This is a genomic window from Phyllobacterium sp. RCAM01083 (genome assembly GCF_055685835.1).
This window is the reverse complement of sequence record NZ_JBVFZN010000004.1, coordinates 59,735-77,500: the sequence shown is the minus strand read 5'-3', so window position 1 is coordinate 77,500 and position 17,766 is coordinate 59,735. Positions and strand designations below refer to the sequence as shown.

The following is a 17,766-nucleotide window of genomic DNA, read 5'->3' as shown; positions in this document are numbered from 1 at the left end:
GGTTGTCCATTGGTATCCCCCATGGAGACGAAATGTTCGTGAAGGCAAGGATGGATATTGGCAATGAGAATGATCAAGTGTCTTAAGGGCATTTGGTGGATGCCTTGGCATGCACAGGCGATGAAGGACGTGATACGCTGCGATAAGCGTCGGGGAGGTGCGAATACCCTTTGATCCGACGATTTCCGAATGGGGAAACCCACCTTAGATATCTAGAAAATTTGAACTGTTGGAACGATGAAGCGCTGTTTTGGTTTGTTTCTCAAAAGGAGGCACCCATACAGACCGCTCGGTCGTCGCGGCTTATGCCGCGCCCTCCCGGAGCACAGCCCTGAAAGGGCGGTACGTGCGTGAGGGAAGAACACTTCAACTTTCTAGATATCAAAATAAGGTATCTAACTTTCGAATACATAGGGGTTAGAAGCGAACCCGGGGAACTGAAACATCTAAGTACCCGGAGGAAAGGACATCAAACGAGACTCCGTAAGTAGTGGCGAGCGAACGCGGACCAGGCCAGTGGCTTTTATGAGACAAGTGGAACACCTTGGAAAGGGTGACCGAAGTGGGTGATAGTCCCGTACACGTAATGCGAATAAAAGTCCTTGAGTAGGGCGGGACACGTGAAATCCTGTCTGAACATGGGGAGACCACTCTCCAAGCCTAAGTACTCGTGCATGACCGATAGCGAACCAGTACCGTGAGGGAAAGGTGAAAAGCACCCCGACAAGGGGAGTGAAAGAGATCCTGAAACCGAATGCCTACAAACAGTTGGAGCCCAAGATTTGTTCTGGGTGACAGCGTACCTTTTGTATAATGGGTCAGCGACTTAGTCTGACGAGCAAGCTTAAACCGGTAGGTGTAGGCGCAGCGAAAGCGAGTCTGAACAGGGCGTTCAGTTCGTCGGATTAGACCCGAAACCAAGTGATCTAGCCATGAGCAGGTTGAAGGTAAGGTAACACTTACTGGAGGACCGAACCCGCATCTGTTGCAATAGATTGGGATGACTTGTGGCTAGGGGTGAAAGGCCAATCAAACTTGGAGATAGCTGGTTCTCCGCGAAATCTATTTAGGTAGAGCGTCGATCGAATACCTTCGGGGGTAGAGCACTGGATGGGCTAGGGGATCTCACCGATTTACCAAACCTAACCAAACTCCGAATACCGAAGAGTACTAATCGGCAGACACACGGCGGGTGCTAACGTCCGTCGTGAAGAGGGCAACAACCCTGACCACCATCTAAGGTCCCTAAGTTATGGCTAAGTGGGAAAGGATGTGAGGATCCCAAAACAACCAGGATGTTGGCTTAGAAGCAGCCATCATTTAAAGAAAGCGTAACAGCTCACTGGTCTAAATAAGGGTCTTTGCGCCGAAAATGTACCGGGGCTAAAGCCATACACCGAAGCTGTGGATTTGCACGTAAGTGCAAGTGGTAGCGGAGCGTTCTGTAAGCCGTTGAAGAGAGACCCGTGAGGGCTCTTGGAGGTATCAGAAGTGAGAATGCTGACATGAGTAACGATAAAGGGAGTGAGAGACTCCCTCGCCGAAAGTCCAAGGGTTCCTGCTTAAAGTTAATCTGAGCAGGGTTAGCCGGCCCCTAAGGCGAGGCCGAAAGGCGTAGTCGATGGGAACCACGTTAATATTCGTGGGCCTGCGGGTAGTGACGGATCGCGTATGTTGTTCTTCCTTATTGGATTGGAAGGGCTTCGAAGCGGTTCCAGGAAATAGCTCCCGCGTATAGACCGTACCCTAAACCGACACTGGTGGACTGGTAGAGAATACCAAGGCGCTTGAGAGAACTGCGTTGAAGGAACTCGGCAAATTGCACGCGTAACTTCGGAAGAAGCGTGACCCTTATGTACGCAAGTATGTGAGGGTGGCACAGACCAGGGGGTAGCGACTGTTTACCAAAAACACAGGGCTCTGCGAAGTCGCAAGACGACGTATAGGGTCTGACGCCTGCCCGGTGCTGGAAGGTTAAGAGGAGAGGTGCAAGCTTTGAATCGAAGCCCCAGTAAACGGCGGCCGTAACTATAACGGTCCTAAGGTAGCGAAATTCCTTGTCGGGTAAGTTCCGACCTGCACGAATGGCGTAACGACTTCCCCGCTGTCTCCAACGCAGACTCAGTGAAATTGAATTCCCCGTGAAGATGCGGGGTTCCTGCGGTTAGACGGAAAGACCCCGTGCACCTTTACTATAGCTTTACACTGGCATTCGTGTCGGCATGTGTAGGATAGGTGGTAGACTTTGAAGCGGGGGCGCCAGCCTTCGTGGAGTCATCCTTGAAATACCACCCTTACCTATATGGATGTCTAACCGCGGTCCGTTATCCGGATCCGGGACAGTGTATGGTGGGTAGTTTGACTGGGGCGGTCGCCTCCTAAAGAGTAACGGAGGCGCGCGATGGTGGGCTCAGACCGGTCGGAAATCGGTCGTCGAGTGCAATGGCATAAGCCCGCCTGACTGCGAGACTGACAAGTCGAGCAGAGACGAAAGTCGGTCATAGTGATCCGGTGGTCCCGCGTGGAAGGGCCATCGCTCAACGGATAAAAGGTACGCCGGGGATAACAGGCTGATGACCCCCAAGAGTCCATATCGACGGGGTTGTTTGGCACCTCGATGTCGACTCATCGCATCCTGGGGCTGGAGCAGGTCCCAAGGGTATGGCTGTTCGCCATTTAAAGCGGTACGTGAGTTGGGTTCAGAACGTCGTGAGACAGTTCGGTCCCTATCTGCCGTGGGTGTAGGAATATTGACAGGATCTGTCCCTAGTACGAGAGGACCGGGATGGACGTATCTCTGGTGGACCTGTTGTGGCGCCAGCCGCATAGCAGGGTAGCTATATACGGACGGGATAACCGCTGAAGGCATCTAAGCGGGAAACCCACCTGAAAACGAGTATTCCCTTGAGAGCCGTGGAAGACCACCACGTTGATAGGCCGGGTGTGGAAGTGCGGCAACGCATGAAGCTTACCGGTACTAATAGCTCGATTGGCTTGATCATTCTCATTACTTATATCCATCTAAAGCGCTCACGCATGAGCGGGTCTTCGACCCTATGCTCCGCGAAGGCGCCGGACGACCGGCGACGGTCAGTCGACCTTGCGGGCTAACGCCCGGAAAGCCGATAATCTCAATGTTGCAAGACATTGAAAACAGTCGAAACGACAACAAAACCAGCTTCTCTTTCATCGTTGCTTTTTGCTGACCTGGTGGTTACAGCGGAGCGGCTGCACCCGATCCCATTCCGAACTCGGCCGTGAAACGCTCCAGCGCCAATGGTACTTCGTCTCAAGACGCGGGAGAGTAGGTCGCTGCCAGGTCTGCCAAACGCAACATGAAATCATAATCTCTCCACATCCCATACTTTCCAATCAACAGGCCGCATCAAGCGGCCTTTTGCTTTTGCAAAACAGCAGGCACAAGTGCATAATTACACGCCGCTTCAAACGCGGTAGCCGGAAATACCGGCATGGTGGCAAGGGGTGCAGCAGCCCCGTCCGACCGCAGAAGCCTCAAAGCTTCCAGGTCGGACAAACGGAGAAATCCGGGCTGCACCGTCTGACCGCAGGGCAACGCCCGAGGACAGACACACGAAAACGGCAATCGCCGGATATGGTGGCGCGGGGTGGAGCAGCCCGGTAGCTCGTCAGGCTCATAACCTGAAGGTCACAGGTTCAAATCCTGTCCCCGCAACCAATCTCCCAAAAACATCTCAAAACAAGCTTCTCGCGTCAGGCGAAGAACCCAGGGGCTGACGACGTCCGCCCAAAGCCCGGCAAAACACTCAACCAGACTGTTTTAACACCCGAACGGGCAAAGCCGCGCACCGCAACCAAATCCCTCACAACACAATCTCAAAACACAAACATTAACCCCGCTCCCGCGGGGTTTTGTCGTTTAAGGAAGGCCGGAGCAGCCCTCTTAAAACTGCACAGCGCCCGTATTTGCGCCGCACAGGAGAACGCCAACACGATCGTCCGGACCGGCAACATATTTCTGCGCCAGAAGCGCGGCAAAGGCGGCCGCGCCACCGGGCTCAGCGACAATACGCAGCCGCTCCCAAAGGGCGGACTGCGCAGCACGAATGTCATCGTCCGAGACAAGCACGGACTGTGCGACAAAATCCCGGGCAAACGGGAACATCAGTTCTCCGACGCGCCTGGGCGCCAGGGAATCGGCGGCGATGCCTTCCGTCGGCGCATCGACGGGTCTGCCTGCGCTGAATGCCCTGTGCAGGGTCGGTGCCCCCTCCGGTTCGACAGCGACGATTTTGACGCGGCCGCAAAACCAGGCGGCAATCCCGCCAATCAGGCCGCCACCACCCACCGCGACCAACAGGGTCGTGATGGCAGGCAGGTCCATTTCGATTTCCAGGCCAAGCGTTCCCTGGCCGAGCAGGGTTTCCGGCTGATCGAAGGCGTGAACCGGCATGGCCCCGCGTTCCGCCACGAACTGCTCGCTCGCCGCCAGGGCATCGGCATACCGGTCTCCGGAAACAACGAGGTTTGCACCGTAACTGCGAATGCGGTCCGCCTTGGCAGGTGCGGTGACGCCGGGCACGAATATGGTTGCGGGTATGCCAAGCCGCATGGCCGCGTAGGCGACGGCAGCACCATGATTGCCGCCCGACGCGGCAACAACGCCCGTTTCCGGCACTGGGCGGGTGAGAAGGTTGGCAAAGGCGCCGCGCGCCTTGAACGAACCAGAGTGCTGCAGAAATTCAAGTTTGAAATGGACGCCGCGCGGCGGCAGGCCGAAGTCACCGAGATCGGCCCGTATGACCGGAGTATGCCGGATGTGCGGCCGGATGAGACGCTCGGTTTCAACAATGCGTTCCGGCGTGATCTGTATTGGGCTGGACATGGTGCGAACTCACGATGCGAAGAGCCCAGCTTAGAGCGCTCTCGCCTGCAAATGCAACTTTTGTGGTTTGCTGCAGATCCTTTGTTCACACTATTCCCTCTGCATTTGCCGGGCAGACGCCGCATGGGGCGGATGAATATCATATATATTTCAAATGCTTATTTGTTTTCTCCAGCGATCTTGTCAACCGCGTTGACTCATTCGGCAACTTCTGATTATCTAAAATAACAAATGAGCGATATTTGCTCAAATGTAGATTTACCAGAAAAATGAGTCTTTGGGGAGGAAAACCATGCTCAACCGTCGCAGCTTTTTGTTCAGATTCGCCTTTGCCGGAACCGCCATTTCATTGGTGGCAGGTCTGGGCATGACCGCAGCCAATGCGGAAGGCCTGAAAATCGGGTTCAGTCAGGTGACCTTGCAGTCGCCCTTTTATGTGCAGCTCAAGACAGGAGCGGAAGCGGCCGCCAAGGCCGGCGGCGATACACTGGTTTTCCTCGATGCCAACGGCGATGTCAGCAAGCAGAACAATGACATTCAAGATCTGATTACCCAGGGCGTGAACGCGCTGATCATCAACCCGGTCAATCCCGATGCGGTCGTGCCATCGCTCGAAGCAGCCGTTGCTGCTGGTATTCCGGTCATTACGGTTGACCGCAGCGTCAACGGCAAGGGCGTTACCGCTCATGTCGGCCGCGACAACAAGAACATGGGCAAGCTGGTCGGTGAAGCGGTTGTCGCGCGCCTGAAGGCTGACGGTATCGAGAAAGCCAAGATCATCGAGATCCAGGGCGATGCCGGCGGCGCGGTCATGATGGACCGGCGCGACGGTTTTCACAGCGCCGTTGAAGGATCGGGTCACACCATCATCGAAGGCCCCTATGCGGAATACATCCGTGCCAATGCGGTCACCGCCATGCAGGACCTGCTTCAGGCCAATCCGGATGTGAAGGTTGTCTATGCGCACAATGACGATATGGCGCTTGGCGCCCTGCAGGTCCTGAAGGAAAACAACCGCAACGATGTGCTGGTTGCCGGTGTGGATGGTTTGTCGGAAGCGCTCGCCATCATTGCCGACGGCGGCAATTACATCGGTTCGGCGCTGAATGATCCCAAATATCTCGGTGATGTGACAATTCAGGTTGCCCGCGAAGCGGCGGCCAAGAAGCCGGTTTCGTCCTTTGTCGATGCGGGCACGGCACTGGTGACGTCCAAGAATGTTGCGGATTTCCCCCGCGCCGGACTATTTGCCGAATATCGCCCGCACGTTCTCGGCCAGTAAGGCCTCCTCCCGAGCCTGCGGAGCAGACCTGTTCCGCAGCTCCCATTATTATAGACCCACAGGATACCATGATGCGTGCAGCAGTTCTCTATGCCCCGGGCGATATTCGCCTTGAAGACGTCCCGGAACCACAGATCAAACCGGGACACGTGATTGTCCGCGTCGCGTCGGTGGGTGTGTGCGGGTCGGATCTGCCGCGCATGCTGATCAAGGGCGCACACAGGATGCCGCTCATCTGCGGCCATGAGTTTTCCGGTCATATCACTGAGCTTGGCGAAGGCGTTGAAGGCTTTGACCTCGGCGAACTGGTGGCCATTCCGCCGATGCTGCCATGCTTCGAATGCGACCAGTGCCAGAAGGGGCAGTTTTCGCGCTGCCGTGACTATGATTATTTCGGTTCGCGCCGGGACGGCGCCTATGCGGAATTCGTCTGCGTTCCCGTTTCCAACCTTTTGAAGACACCAAAGGGGATTGACCCAAGAGCGGTCGCCATGACTGATCCTGCGTCGATTGCCATTCACGCAATTTGGAAGGCCGGCGGTATCGGAATGGGTCAGCGCGGCGGCGTCATCGGCTGTGGCCCGATTGGCCTGTTTGCCATTCAATGGCTCAAGCTGATGGGCGCGAGCGATGTGGTTGCCGTCGATGTATCGGAGGAAAAGCTGGCCATGGCGCGGCGTGCCGGTGCAACGCACACATTCCTGTCCGGTGCGGACATTCCCGCCAACCTGCTTTGCGATACGATTATCGAAGCCGCTGGACATCCGTCGTCGATCAACATGGCGGTGAAGATGGCCGCACCGAGTGGTCATGTGGTCTTCATCGGGATTCCGGTTGCGGAGGTAACCCTGGACAACAAGACATTCCAGCATTTCCTGCGGCAGGAGGTATCGCTGCATGGCTCGTGGAATTCGTTCGGCGCGCCCTATCCGGGACCGCAATGGACGGTGACGCTGGAAAAGCTGGGATCCGGCGCACTGGAATGGGAATTCATGATAACCCATGATCTCGACCTTGCCGAGTTGCCGGGAATGTTCGAAAAGTTCCGGACAGACAGGAGCATGTTCTTTTCGAAGGTCATGTTCCGGCCCTGAAAGACTTCGGGAAGAGGCAGGGAATCGAGGGAGGAGACGGCAGGATGACACTTGTCCTGAACTTTGATCTTGGCACGGGAGGAGTCCGCGCCGGTGTTTACGATGTCGAGCGCAGGACCATGCTCTCGCTGTCGGAAGCCAGCTATTCCACCGTATATCCCCATGCAGGCTGGGCAGAACAGCAGCCCGAGGAATGGTGGAACGCGCTTCTGAGGGCCGGCCGTCAGGCTGTCGAGCAATGCGGATCGACTGAAATAGCTGCGGTTTGTGTTGCCACGACTGCTTCCTCCGTTGTGGTTTGCGACAGGGAAAGCACGCCGCTTTATCCGGCCATTCTCTGGATGGACTGCCGGGCGGCCAAAGAGGCTCGCGCCACGGAAAAGGTTGAGCATCCCGTCATGGCCTATAGCGGCGGCGGCGATGCCGTCGAATGGCTGGTTCCCAAGGCGATGTGGCTGGCCGAACACGAACCAGCCATCTTTGCCGAGGCTGATATCATTTGCGAAGCACTGGATTTCATCAACTACAGGCTGTGCGGCGCGTGGGTAGGCTCGCGCATGAATGCGGCCTGCAAGTGGAATTATGATTCAAAGAATGGGACGTTTGTTCCAGAGATCTATGAAGCGCTCGGTATTCCCGCGTTGCAGGACAAGTTGCCGCAAAGGATCGTTCCGGTTGGCGATGCCATCGGATCATTGAAACCGGACGTTGCCGCAGCCCTTGGCATCGCTTCGCAACCGCTTCTTGCCCAGGGTGGCATCGATGCGCATATCGGTGTGCTTGGTGCGGGAACCGTTGCTGCGGGTGGAATGCTGATCATCGGCGGGACTTCCGTTGTGCATCTGACACATCTGAAGGAACAGGGGAATGTCACCGGCTTCTGGGGACCTTATCCCAATGCACTCGTCGATGGGTTGTGGCTGGTGGAGGCGGGGCAGGTTTCGGCCGGGTCAATCCTCAACTGGTTCAGCAGCACGATTTTCGGATTGGACGAACAGGGCCACCGCGATCTGATCCGCCAGGCGTCCGTGGTTTCGGCGCAGGATTCAGGCCTTTTGACGCTCGATTATTGGATGGGCAACCGCACACCCTACCGGGATGCGGATCTGCGCGGGGCAATCCTCGGCCTGTCGCTCAGTCACGACAGGGCAGACATCTATTCCTCGGCGGTGGATTCCATTGCGCTTGGTTCCGCCAATGTCGTTGCGGTTCTGGAAGAACGCGGCGTTTCCGTCGAGCGGATCGTCATGGCTGGCGGCATCTGCAAGAACCCGCTGTGGTTGCAGGCGACAATCGACGCAATCGGCCGGCCCGTTCACGTGGCGAGTGATGACAATCTCTCTCTCATCGGAACGGCCGTGTGTTCCGCCCATGCGCTTGGACTGTTTCCCGACCTCATCGCGGCGTCGGAAGCCTGCGCTGCTCCGGCGCGGGAAGTGCAGCCTGACCCCGTGCGCAGCCGGCGCTATCGGGATACGATGGCGCTCTATCGGGATACGACCGAAACATTGACACCGGCGCTGCATGCATTGAGCGCAAGGCAATTGGCGGGGGCTGCACAATGAGCGACGCACGGATCAATCCATCTGTCCGGTTGCCTTCCGACGAACAGCGGGAGCACCTGATGGTGCGCGTCGCCAAGCTTTATTATGATCTTGAGCGTACCCAGAGCGAGATTGCCACGGAACTCGGTCTGACGCGCTGGCAGGTAGGGCGACTGCTCATCGAAGCCAAGGAATTGGGGGTTGTGCGTATCGAGATCACGCCGCGCGCCTATCGGCGGACGGAGCTCGAGGTGCGCCTGCAACAGGAATTCGGCCTGCGCGACGCCATCGTCGTCCCATCGGGCGGAACGACGGATTCAGCCCTTCTCATGGAAAGTGTGGCGCAGGCAGCGGCGAAATACCTGGCCGGCCTCAATCCCAAGGCCGATCTGATCGGCGTTTCCTGGGGCCGCACCATGTCCGCGGTTGCCAAATTCCTGCCGAACAACTGGAACCCGGGCGTGCATGTGGTTCTGGTGAACGGCTCGACGAATTTGCGTTCGACCTCAACCCATACTAGTGCCGTTGCGGAGGAATTCGCCAAAGCCGGTAACGGCATCGCCACGCTTTTGCCGGTTCCTGCCATATTGGGCAAGAAAAGCACCCGCGAAGTGCTTGAAGAAGATCCAATCATCGAGCGTGTTCTCAAACTTGCGATGCAGGCGGATGTGGTCTGTTTCGGCATGGGCGGCATTACACACGAATCCGTGCTGCTCAGTTCCGGTTATCTTGAAGAGGCCGATATCGACCGGCTGAAAGATGCGGGCGCCGTCGGAGACATTCTTGGCCGTTTCCTCGACAAGGATGGCAACATCGTTGATCAGACCATTGACGACCGCACGGTTGGGCTTCGGCTTGATTACCTCAAGACCAAGCAGCGCTCGATCGGAGTCGTTGCGGGTGAGGAAAAATTGCAGATAGCTTTGGCTGCCCTGAAGGCTGGTTTTGTCTCGGTCATCGTTACCGACGAAGCCACGGCCCGCTATGCATTGGAGGCCGCAAGTGACGACTGATGTTCTGACCGCCCAGCAGGTGTCGAAGAAATTCCCGCCCAATATCATCGCCCTGGAGTCGGCCTCGCTGAATGTCCGTGCTGGAGAGGTGCATTGTCTTCTTGGCGCCAATGGTGCCGGCAAATCGACACTGCTCAAGATCATAGCGGGAGCTTTCCGCCCGACCGACGGTTCGCTTCTGCTGGACGGCAAGCCTGTTGACCTGCATTCTCCATCTCAGGCCGCGCGGCTTGGCATTTCGATGATCTATCAGGAACTGGATCTTGTCCCGCAACTGACCGTCGAACAGAACCTGTTTCTCGGCCATGCACCGGGCCGGTTTGGATTGATCAATCACAGGGAGCGCCGGGAACGGGCAGCCGCGGCGTTGAAGCGCGTCGGCGCGCATTTCAAACCGGAAGCGCGGGTCGAGACCCTATCGGTCGCCAACCAGCAACTGACAGCCATTGCCCGCTCGCTGACCATGGATGCCAAGATCATCATCATGGACGAGCCATCGGCATCGCTCAATGAAACCGAGCTTGAGAGCGTGTTCAAGGTCATTCGCGAGCTCGTCAGGCAGGGGGTTGCCATACTCTATGTGAGCCACCGGCTGGGTGAACTGCGCGAAATCGGCGACCGGGTCACCGTATTGCGCGGTGGCAGGACCATCGAGACATTCGACGTCAAGAGCACCGGGGATGGTGCATTGGTGGAAGCGATCATCGGCAAACAGCGCTCGCTGATCGAACGGAAAACCCGCGAACCGGTGACCGGCGATGTCGCGCTCCGCGTCAACCGGCTGCGCGGACCGGAAGGACTTGATATTAGCGGTCTCGACGTGCGCTGGGGCGAGGTCGTCGGCTTGACCGGGCTGAATGGCTCCGGTCGTACTTCGTTCCTCAAGTCCCTCTTCGGCGCCAACCGTTTCGACGGTGACATCAAGCTGGAAGGCAAGTCCTTCCATCCGCGTCACCCGGCTCACGCCATCCGCAGCGGTATCGGCCTGGTGCCGGAAAACCGCAAGACGGAAGGCCTCGTCCTGCACGCCCCGATCTACAAGAATGCAACACTGCCATCCATGCGCGAGAGCTGGCTGACGCGCCATTCGCAGCAAAAGCAAAAGACGGCACCGGTCCTGAAAAGCCTGTCGACCAAATATGGTCGGCCGGAGCAGGCTGTCGTGCAGCTTTCCGGCGGCAACCAGCAGAAGGTCGTCCTGGCAAAATGGATCATCAATGGCGCGCGCGTGCTGCTTCTCGATGAGCCCAGCCGTGGCCTCGATATCGGCGCCAAGGCAGATCTCTACAATCTGGTCGACAGGCTCGCCCGGGAAGGGGCTGCCGTCATCGTTGCCAGCAGCGAGCTTGATGAGCTTTATGCCGCCTGTGACACGATCTGGGTCTTTCATGAAGGCCGCAACATCGGCAAATACGATCCCTCGGTTGCGGACCGCGACGCAATATTGAGGGCAACAATTCTGGGTGAAAATCATGTCCAACACTGAAACCGCCTTGCCGCCAGCCGATACGCCGGCATTCGGCAAGCGTCTTGTCGATCTGGCGATCGAGTACAACTTCATCGTCATCTTTCTGGCAGTGGTTGTTATCGCGACCTCGCTGTCGAGCAACTTCCTGACCTTTACCAATATTGCCAATCTGTTTCAGCAGGCTGCGGTTGTTGGTGTGGTTGCCATCGGCATGACTTTCGTCATCCTGACCGGCAATATCGACCTGTCTGTCGGCAGTGTCGTTGCGCTTTGCGGCATGCTTGTCGCCGTGCTGATGTCGCACGGCTTTGATCCCTTCGTGGCGGTTGCGATAACGGCACTGGTGGGGACGGCCTGCGGCGCCGGGATGGGGGCGATCAGCGCGCTTGCCCAGGTGCCGAGCTTTATCGTGACTTTGGCCGGGCTCGTCTCGTTCCGTGGCATCACCTACCTGATGACCGACGGTGTACCCGTGAGCGGTCTGCCGCAGGGTTTCGCGTCGATCAGCTCGACGATGATCCCGCTTCTGCCCGGCTTCTCCCTGTCGTCGATGGGTCTGATCTTCGTTGTCCTGTGCATTGTCGCGGGTCTGGTGCTGCGCTTCACCGTGTTCGGCGAATATGTCTTCGCGACGGGCGGCAATCCGGAAGCTGCCCGGCTGTCCGGCCTGCCGACCCGGTTCATGATCACGGCGGTTTTCGCGGTGTCTGGGTTCATGGCAGCATTGGGCGGTATTCTTCTGACATCGCGCCTGCGCATTGGCCAGCCTACAGCGGCGCAGGGGCTTGAGCTTGACGCCATCGCTGCAGTTGTGCTGGGTGGTACAAGCCTTTTCGGTGGACGTGGCGGCGTGCTCGGTACCTTTTTTGCCGTGATGCTGCTGCAGGTTCTCCGCAACATATTCAATCTTCTGGGATTGGGCTCCTTCTACCAGATGACTGTCACCGGTATTATCATCGTTGCAGCCATCCTGCTCAATCGCTTCATCGATCATAGGAAGGGTCGGGGATGAACACGCAACAACCATTGGTCCAAAAGGGCACGGAAATCCAAATGCCACATTCCCACGCGCGCAATACCGGTACGAAACTTCTGCCGGACTGGTTCGAGGACATCGCGGTCAACCGTTCGGCTACGGAGCGCCGGGCGGCGACACTGACCACCAGGCGAACGGTCAAGAAGGAGTATCAGGCAGCCTGGCTCGTTAAGGCGATCACCTGCATCGACCTGACGACTCTTGCCGGTGACGACACGGCGGGCCGCGTCCGCCGCCTGTGCGCCAAAGCGAAAAAGCCGGTGCGCGACGACATTCTGGAAGCGCTCGGGCTTGCCGATGCGCATATCACAACGGGTGCGGTCTGCGTCTATCCGACGATGGTTCCCCACGCGGTCAAGGCGCTGGAAGGTTCGGGCATTCCCGTTGCATCCGTTGCCACCGGTTTTCCAGCTGGCCTGACACCGCTGCCGCAGCGCCTGGCCGAGATTCACTATGCGGTGGGCGAGGGTGCCAAAGAGATCGATATCGTCATCACACGCGAACACGTTCTCACCCAGAATTGGTCGGCGCTTTATGATGAGATTTCCCGGATGCGTGAGGCTTCGGGCGAGGCGCATATGAAAGCCATTCTGGCAACCGGCGATCTCAACACGCTGCGTAACGTCTACCGTGCGTCGATGGTTGCGATGCAGGCCGGTGCCGATTTCATCAAGACGTCGACCGGCAAGGAAGATGTCAATGCCACGCTGCCCGTCAGTCTGGTGATGCTGCGCGCCTTGCGGGACTATGGCGAGCTTTCCGGCCAGACCGTGGGCTTCAAACCTGCGGGCGGCATGAAGACGGCTAAGGATGCCATGAACTGGCTGATCCTGATGAAGGAAGAATTGGGGTTGCCGTGGATGCAGCCGGATTTGTTCCGGCTTGGAGCCAGCTCGATGCTTGGCGATATCGAACGGCAGCTGGAACATTATGTGACGGGTCGCTATGCCGCGTCTTCGCGCCACGCACTCGCTTGAGGAACAGGAATATGGGACAGATCAAGGATATTCTTCGCACGATGGAATATGGCCCGGCACCAGAGAGCAATACCGACGTCCAGAGCTGGCTTGATGCCAATAAGGCGGGTTTTGGTCACTTCATCAATGGCAAGTTCACCGGCACCGAGGGCCGCGAGACATTTGCCGTCATCAATCCGGCCAATGATGCCGTTCTGGCGAAGGTGGCGCAAGGCACGGAAGCCGATGTCGATGCGGCCGTGAAGGCGGCCCGCGCGGCCTTCGGCAAATGGTCGAAGCTGCCCGGTCACGAACGCGCCAAATATCTCTACGCGATTGCCCGCCATATCCAGAAGCGCGAGCGCTTCTTCTCCGTTCTGGAGACCATGGACAATGGCAAGCCGATCCGCGAGACCCGCGACATCGATATTCCGCTGGTCGCCCGGCATTTCTACCATCATGCCGGTTGGGCGGAGATGGTGGAAACAGAATTCGAGGGCTTTTCACCCGTGGGTGTCTGCGGTCAGGTGATCCCGTGGAATTTCCCGCTGCTGATGCTGGCGTGGAAAATCGCGCCGGCGCTTGCCGCCGGTAATACGGTTGTTCTCAAACCGGCCGAACTGACACCGCTGACAGCGGTTGCCTTCGCCGAAGTCTGTCACGAAATCGGCCTGCCCGCTGGTGTCGTCAACATCGTCCACGGCGATGGCGCGACGGGTGCAGCGATCTGCGGCCATGACGACATCGACAAGGTGGCCTTCACCGGTTCGACAGAAGTTGGCCGGATCATCCGCGAGCAGATTGCAGGTTCGGAGAAAAAGCTGTCACTGGAGTTGGGCGGCAAATCGCCTTTCATCGTGTTCGAAGATGCCGATATCGACGGCGCTATCGAGGGCGTGGTTGATGCCATCTGGTTCAATCAGGGTGAGGTATGCTGTGCCGGTTCGCGTCTTCTCATCCAGGAAGGCATTGCCGAGCGGTTTTATGCAAAACTGCGCAAGCGCATGGAAACCCTGCGGGTCGGTGATCCGCTCGACAAGACCATGGATGTCGGCGCTATTGTCTCCAAGGGACAGCTGAAGCGCATTACATCGCTGGTCGAGCAGGGCAAGGCAGAGGGCGGTACGCTCTGGCAGGCGCCGGTAACACTGCCCAGCAAGGGTGCATTCTTTGCACCGGGTTTCTTCACCGATGTCGAGCCAGCGTCGACCGTGTGCGAAGTGGAGATTTTCGGACCGGTTGCCACCGCAACGACGTTCCGCACACCCGATGAAGCCATCGCCCTTGCCAACAACACCAAATACGGACTGGCGGCTTCCGTCTGGTCGGAAAACATCAATCTGGCCCTCGACATGGCCGCCCGCGTCAAGGCGGGTGTGGTCTGGATCAATTCCACCAACCTGCTGGATGCGGGTGCCGGTTTTGGCGGGTATCGCGAGAGCGGTTATGGCCGTGAAGGCGGACGTGAAGGGCTCTATGAGTACCTGACCGCAGATTGGGAGAAGCGTCTGCCAGCCGGCAAGGCTGAACAGGCATTCAAGCCATCGGCAGCGCCGGACGGCGAGGCAAAAATGGCGCTTGGCGGTTCAATTGATCGCACCGTCAAGAACTACATTGGCGGCAAGCAGGCACGCCCCGATGGCGGTTACAGCTATTCGGTCGTCGGCAAGGGCGGCCAGATCATCGGCCAGGCCGGCATCAGTAATCGCAAGGATATCCGCAATGCCGTGGAAGCGGCTGCAAAGGCCGGTTCCTGGGGTGGTGTCACGGCGCATAACCGGGCACAGGTGCTGTACTATCTCGGCGAAAACTTGAGCGCGCGGCAGGCCGAGTTTGAAGCATTGCTGGTGGAGAGCACCGGTATTTCGGCAAAGACGGCGGCAGAAGAATTCGCAACTGCGCTTCGCCGCATATTCTATTATGCCGCTCAGTCCGACAAATATGACGGCGCCGTGCATTCCACCAAGTCACGCCACGTGACCCTGGCAATGAACGAGCCGTGGGGTGTCGTCGGTATCGTCTGCCCGGATGACCAGCCGCTGCTCGCGTTCATCTCGCTGGTTCTGCCTGCCATTGCCATGGGCAACCGCGTCGTGGCCGTACCATCCGCCAGACATCCGCTGCTCGCAGCCAATCTCTATCAGGTGCTGGACACCTCGGATGTTCCGGGCGGCGTGGTCAATATCGTCACCGGCGAACGCGATGTTCTGGCGAAGACCCTGGCTGAACACGACGAAGTGGATGCGCTGTGGTACGTGGGCTCCAAAGAAGGCAGTGCGATGGTTGAAAAGGCATCGTGCGGCAATCTGAAAGCCACCTGGGTCAACAATGGCCGCCAGCGCGACTGGGCAAACACGCAGCAGGGGCAGGGCAAGGATTATCTGCGCCGCGCCGTCCAGGTGAAGAATATCTGGGTCCCCTACGGCGAATAGGCCAAGCAAAAGGCCGCACCGGTATATACCGGTGCGGCCTTTCGATGTGAACGGTCTCAGCTCTTTGGCAGACCGGGCGGGTTGGTGGTTGCCTTGTCGATGGCTTCCGAGTCAAGATTCCAGCGATCGAGCACCTTTTTGTATTTGCCGTCGGCGATGACGGCGTTAAGCGCCGTTGTGACACCGTCCGCCACGCCGCTGCCTTTGCGGGTTGTTACTGCCACTTCAGCGGTGATCGGCCAGCCGCCGCTGACGGTTCCGACGAGCTTGGTCTTGCCGTTGACAGCGGCCTTATAGGCTTGGGTTGCGTTCACGCTGAAGACGGCGTCGGCACGCCCGGATTCGATTGCCAGATACTTCACCGCATCATCGTCATAATACTGGACTTCGATGGGTTTCAGACCCTTGGCGACATTTTCCTTGTCCCAGGCCAGCAGGATTTTCTCCTGATTGGTGCCGGCATCGGTAATCACCTTCAGCCCGGCGATATCCTTGGGTTCCTTGATGGCCTTGATGGCGCTGTCCGCCTTGACGTAGTAGCCAAGCTCATCCTTGCGATAGGTGGAGAAATCGAACTTCTCCTTACGCTGTTCGGTAACGGTGACGTTGGAAATCACCGCATCGAACTTGCCGGATTCAAGCCCAAGCGGCCAATCGGCCCACGCGACCGGTACCAGTACCAGCTCGCGTCCGAGGCTGTCCGCCACCAGTTGGGCAAGATCGACGTCAAAGCCGACGACGGTGGTGGCATCGCTGGCATAGGTGCTGAGCGGCGGGTTGGACGGGTGCAGCCCGATGGTGAGCTTGCCGTCGCTGACGAATTTGAAGCTCTTGGAGACAGCTTCAATTGCCTTCTGATTTTTCTCGGCCCGCACGCGGTCTTTCTGGTCCGGGCTGAGATCGAAGCCGTCTCCGGCAGCAAAGGCGAGATGGGTCGTGGCGGCAATAAATGCCCCGGCCACAAAGGATAGAAGTCGCAGTCTGGTTGTCATGGATAACCCCTTGAGTGTGGTTTGTGGTTGTTTTTCAGCGCCGTGCCCCCGCACTGATGCGCACGGGCTGATTGCCCCAGCCGATTTCCGGAGCGATGTGGGAGATGAAATCGGAGAGGATTTGCTGATATTCGTGCTGTTGGAACTCGTAGGGCAGTTCCAGCCGCAGTTCCCCGACGCGCGCCACGATCGGGTCGTTGAAGAGCTGTTCGAGGATCTGCTCGGATGTCCCGACGAGGTCCCTGGGGAACAGCGTACGGCGGTCACCCTGTGGCTTCAGCGTGCGCTCATGACGGCTTGCCGCATAGTCAGCATATTTCTTCCGGGTTGCAGCATCCGCGCTGTCAGTCGGGACGATGACACGCCCGAGCGATACCCGGCGGAAGATGCCGTCGAGATTGTGATGGTAAGCGTCGAGCTGACGCACCTGGGCTTCGTAGAAATCATCGGTGTTTTCACCGGCGGTTACATTGCCGATCATCAGATTGAAGCCATTCCTGCCGGCCCATCCCACGGATCGGAGCGACCCGCCGCCATACCAGATCCGGTTGACCAACCCCTCGGCATGCGGTTGCAGGCGCGGCCGTTGCGGCCCGCCCGGCGTTGCGATGAATGTCTGGGGATCGGCGAGAAATTCACCGCGCAGGTTGTCGGCGAAGCGAATGACACGCTCGTGGGTAAGGTCGTATTCCTTCCAGTTGCCGTCAAACACCCGCGGGCCGAGCAGCTCCGCATGGGCTGGTGTACCGGCACTCAGGCCGACGTTGAGCCGTCCCCGCGCCAGGACGTCGACGGTGGAAAGATCCTCGGCGAGCCGGTAGGGACTCTCATAACCGATCTGGATGACGGCTGTCCCCAGCTGGATGCGGCTGGTGCGCTGGGTTGCCGCGGCAAGAAACACACCCGCGGAGGATATGCCATGCTCAAGGTGGCGCTGCCGCACCCAACCGCTATCAAATCCCAGCTTCTCGCCGAATTCCAGCAGTTGGAGCGTATTTTCCAATCCTTCATATGGATTGTCATCCCGGTAGTTACCCGGTGTGAGGAAGCCGACGTGATTGATGGCGAGGGATGTGTTCGTCATG

11 protein-coding genes, 1 tRNA gene and 2 rRNA genes are annotated in these 17,766 nt (G+C 58.1%); 11 read left to right on the top strand and 3 right to left on the bottom strand.

What is annotated here, in order from left to right; genetic code table 11:
- The first annotated feature begins 71 nt into the window (after positions 1–71).
- The 3 genes from ACZ25R_RS04470 (at position 72) to ACZ25R_RS04460 (ending at position 3,697) form a co-directional block, all read left to right on the top strand.
- Positions 72–3,002 (top strand): 23S ribosomal RNA (locus ACZ25R_RS04470).
- A 204-nt stretch (positions 3,003–3,206) separates the two neighbouring features.
- Positions 3,207–3,321: ribosomal RNA gene (gene rrf / locus ACZ25R_RS04465) — 5S ribosomal RNA — on the top strand.
- A 299-nt stretch (positions 3,322–3,620) separates the two neighbouring features.
- Positions 3,621–3,697, top strand: a tRNA-Met gene (locus ACZ25R_RS04460).
- Positions 3,698–3,922: 225 nt separating this feature from the next.
- Here ACZ25R_RS04460 and ACZ25R_RS04455 read toward each other — a convergent pair.
- Positions 3,923–4,864: a threonine/serine dehydratase gene (locus tag ACZ25R_RS04455; RefSeq protein ID WP_472460193.1), complete on the bottom strand. Its 942-nt coding sequence runs from the start codon at positions 4,862–4,864 to the stop codon at positions 3,923–3,925.
- Between the two features lie 292 nt (positions 4,865–5,156).
- On the opposite strand from ACZ25R_RS04455, the gene ACZ25R_RS04450 reads away from it, so the two are divergent.
- From ACZ25R_RS04450 to ACZ25R_RS04415, 8 genes are all read left to right on the top strand, one after another.
- Positions 5,157–6,146, top strand: coding sequence for a substrate-binding domain-containing protein (locus ACZ25R_RS04450; protein WP_472460192.1), 990 nt, complete (start codon positions 5,157–5,159; stop codon positions 6,144–6,146).
- 71 nt (positions 6,147–6,217) lie between these two features.
- A complete protein-coding gene (locus ACZ25R_RS04445; protein WP_464663998.1) occupies positions 6,218–7,240 on the top strand; it encodes a galactitol-1-phosphate 5-dehydrogenase in 1,023 nt (340 codons plus the stop codon).
- A 44-nt stretch (positions 7,241–7,284) separates the two neighbouring features.
- Positions 7,285–8,805 (top strand): FGGY-family carbohydrate kinase, encoded by a 1,521-nt coding sequence (locus ACZ25R_RS04440; RefSeq protein WP_472460191.1) that lies wholly within the window; start codon positions 7,285–7,287, stop codon positions 8,803–8,805.
- A complete protein-coding gene (locus ACZ25R_RS04435) occupies positions 8,802–9,797 on the top strand; it encodes a sugar-binding transcriptional regulator (RefSeq protein ID WP_346305145.1) in 996 nt (331 codons plus the stop codon). The genes ACZ25R_RS04440 and ACZ25R_RS04435 overlap by 4 nt, the downstream gene beginning before the upstream one ends.
- Positions 9,787–11,283, top strand: coding sequence for a sugar ABC transporter ATP-binding protein (locus ACZ25R_RS04430; RefSeq protein WP_472460190.1), 1,497 nt, complete (start codon positions 9,787–9,789; stop codon positions 11,281–11,283). Before ACZ25R_RS04435 ends, ACZ25R_RS04430 begins: the two co-directional genes overlap by 11 nt.
- Positions 11,270–12,277, top strand: coding sequence for an ABC transporter permease (locus ACZ25R_RS04425; RefSeq protein ID WP_403185084.1), 1,008 nt, complete (start codon positions 11,270–11,272; stop codon positions 12,275–12,277). Before ACZ25R_RS04430 ends, ACZ25R_RS04425 begins: the two co-directional genes overlap by 14 nt.
- 41 nt (positions 12,278–12,318) lie before the next feature.
- Positions 12,319–13,278, top strand: a complete 960-nt coding sequence (gene deoC / locus ACZ25R_RS04420; protein ID WP_223616036.1) for a deoxyribose-phosphate aldolase — start codon at positions 12,319–12,321, stop codon at positions 13,276–13,278.
- An 11-nt stretch (positions 13,279–13,289) separates the two neighbouring features.
- Positions 13,290–15,689, top strand: a complete 2,400-nt coding sequence (locus tag ACZ25R_RS04415) for an aldehyde dehydrogenase family protein (protein WP_472460189.1) — start codon at positions 13,290–13,292, stop codon at positions 15,687–15,689.
- A 56-nt stretch (positions 15,690–15,745) separates the two neighbouring features.
- Here the strand turns inward: ACZ25R_RS04415 and ACZ25R_RS04410 are convergent, their stop codons facing one another.
- Positions 15,746–16,681 (bottom strand): ABC transporter substrate-binding protein, encoded by a 936-nt coding sequence (locus ACZ25R_RS04410; RefSeq protein WP_472460188.1) that lies wholly within the window; start codon positions 16,679–16,681, stop codon positions 15,746–15,748.
- 34 nt (positions 16,682–16,715) lie between these two features.
- Positions 16,716–17,765, bottom strand: coding sequence for an LLM class flavin-dependent oxidoreductase (locus tag ACZ25R_RS04405; protein ID WP_472460187.1), 1,050 nt, complete (start codon positions 17,763–17,765; stop codon positions 16,716–16,718).
- Position 17,766: the final 1 nt, after the last annotated feature.

Bases quoted from the DNA above. Each gene is read 5' to 3' on its own strand.
- ACZ25R_RS04455 (WP_472460193.1), bottom strand. From the start codon at position 4,864: ATGTCCAGCCCAATACAGATCACGCCGGAACGCATTGTTGAAACCGAG.
- ACZ25R_RS04450 (WP_472460192.1), top strand. From the start codon at position 5,157: ATGCTCAACCGTCGCAGCTTTTTGTTCAGATTCGCCTTTGCCGGAACC.
- ACZ25R_RS04445 (WP_464663998.1), top strand. From the start codon at position 6,218: ATGCGTGCAGCAGTTCTCTATGCCCCGGGCGATATTCGCCTTGAAGAC.
- ACZ25R_RS04440 (WP_472460191.1), top strand. From the start codon at position 7,285: ATGACACTTGTCCTGAACTTTGATCTTGGCACGGGAGGAGTCCGCGCC.
- ACZ25R_RS04435 (WP_346305145.1), top strand. From the start codon at position 8,802: ATGAGCGACGCACGGATCAATCCATCTGTCCGGTTGCCTTCCGACGAA.
- ACZ25R_RS04425 (WP_403185084.1), top strand. From the start codon at position 11,270: ATGTCCAACACTGAAACCGCCTTGCCGCCAGCCGATACGCCGGCATTC.
- deoC (WP_223616036.1), top strand. From the start codon at position 12,319: ATGCCACATTCCCACGCGCGCAATACCGGTACGAAACTTCTGCCGGAC.
- ACZ25R_RS04415 (WP_472460189.1), top strand. From the start codon at position 13,290: ATGGGACAGATCAAGGATATTCTTCGCACGATGGAATATGGCCCGGCA.
- ACZ25R_RS04410 (WP_472460188.1), bottom strand. From the start codon at position 16,681: ATGACAACCAGACTGCGACTTCTATCCTTTGTGGCCGGGGCATTTATT.
- ACZ25R_RS04405 (WP_472460187.1), bottom strand. From the start codon at position 17,765: ATGACGAACACATCCCTCGCCATCAATCACGTCGGCTTCCTCACACCG.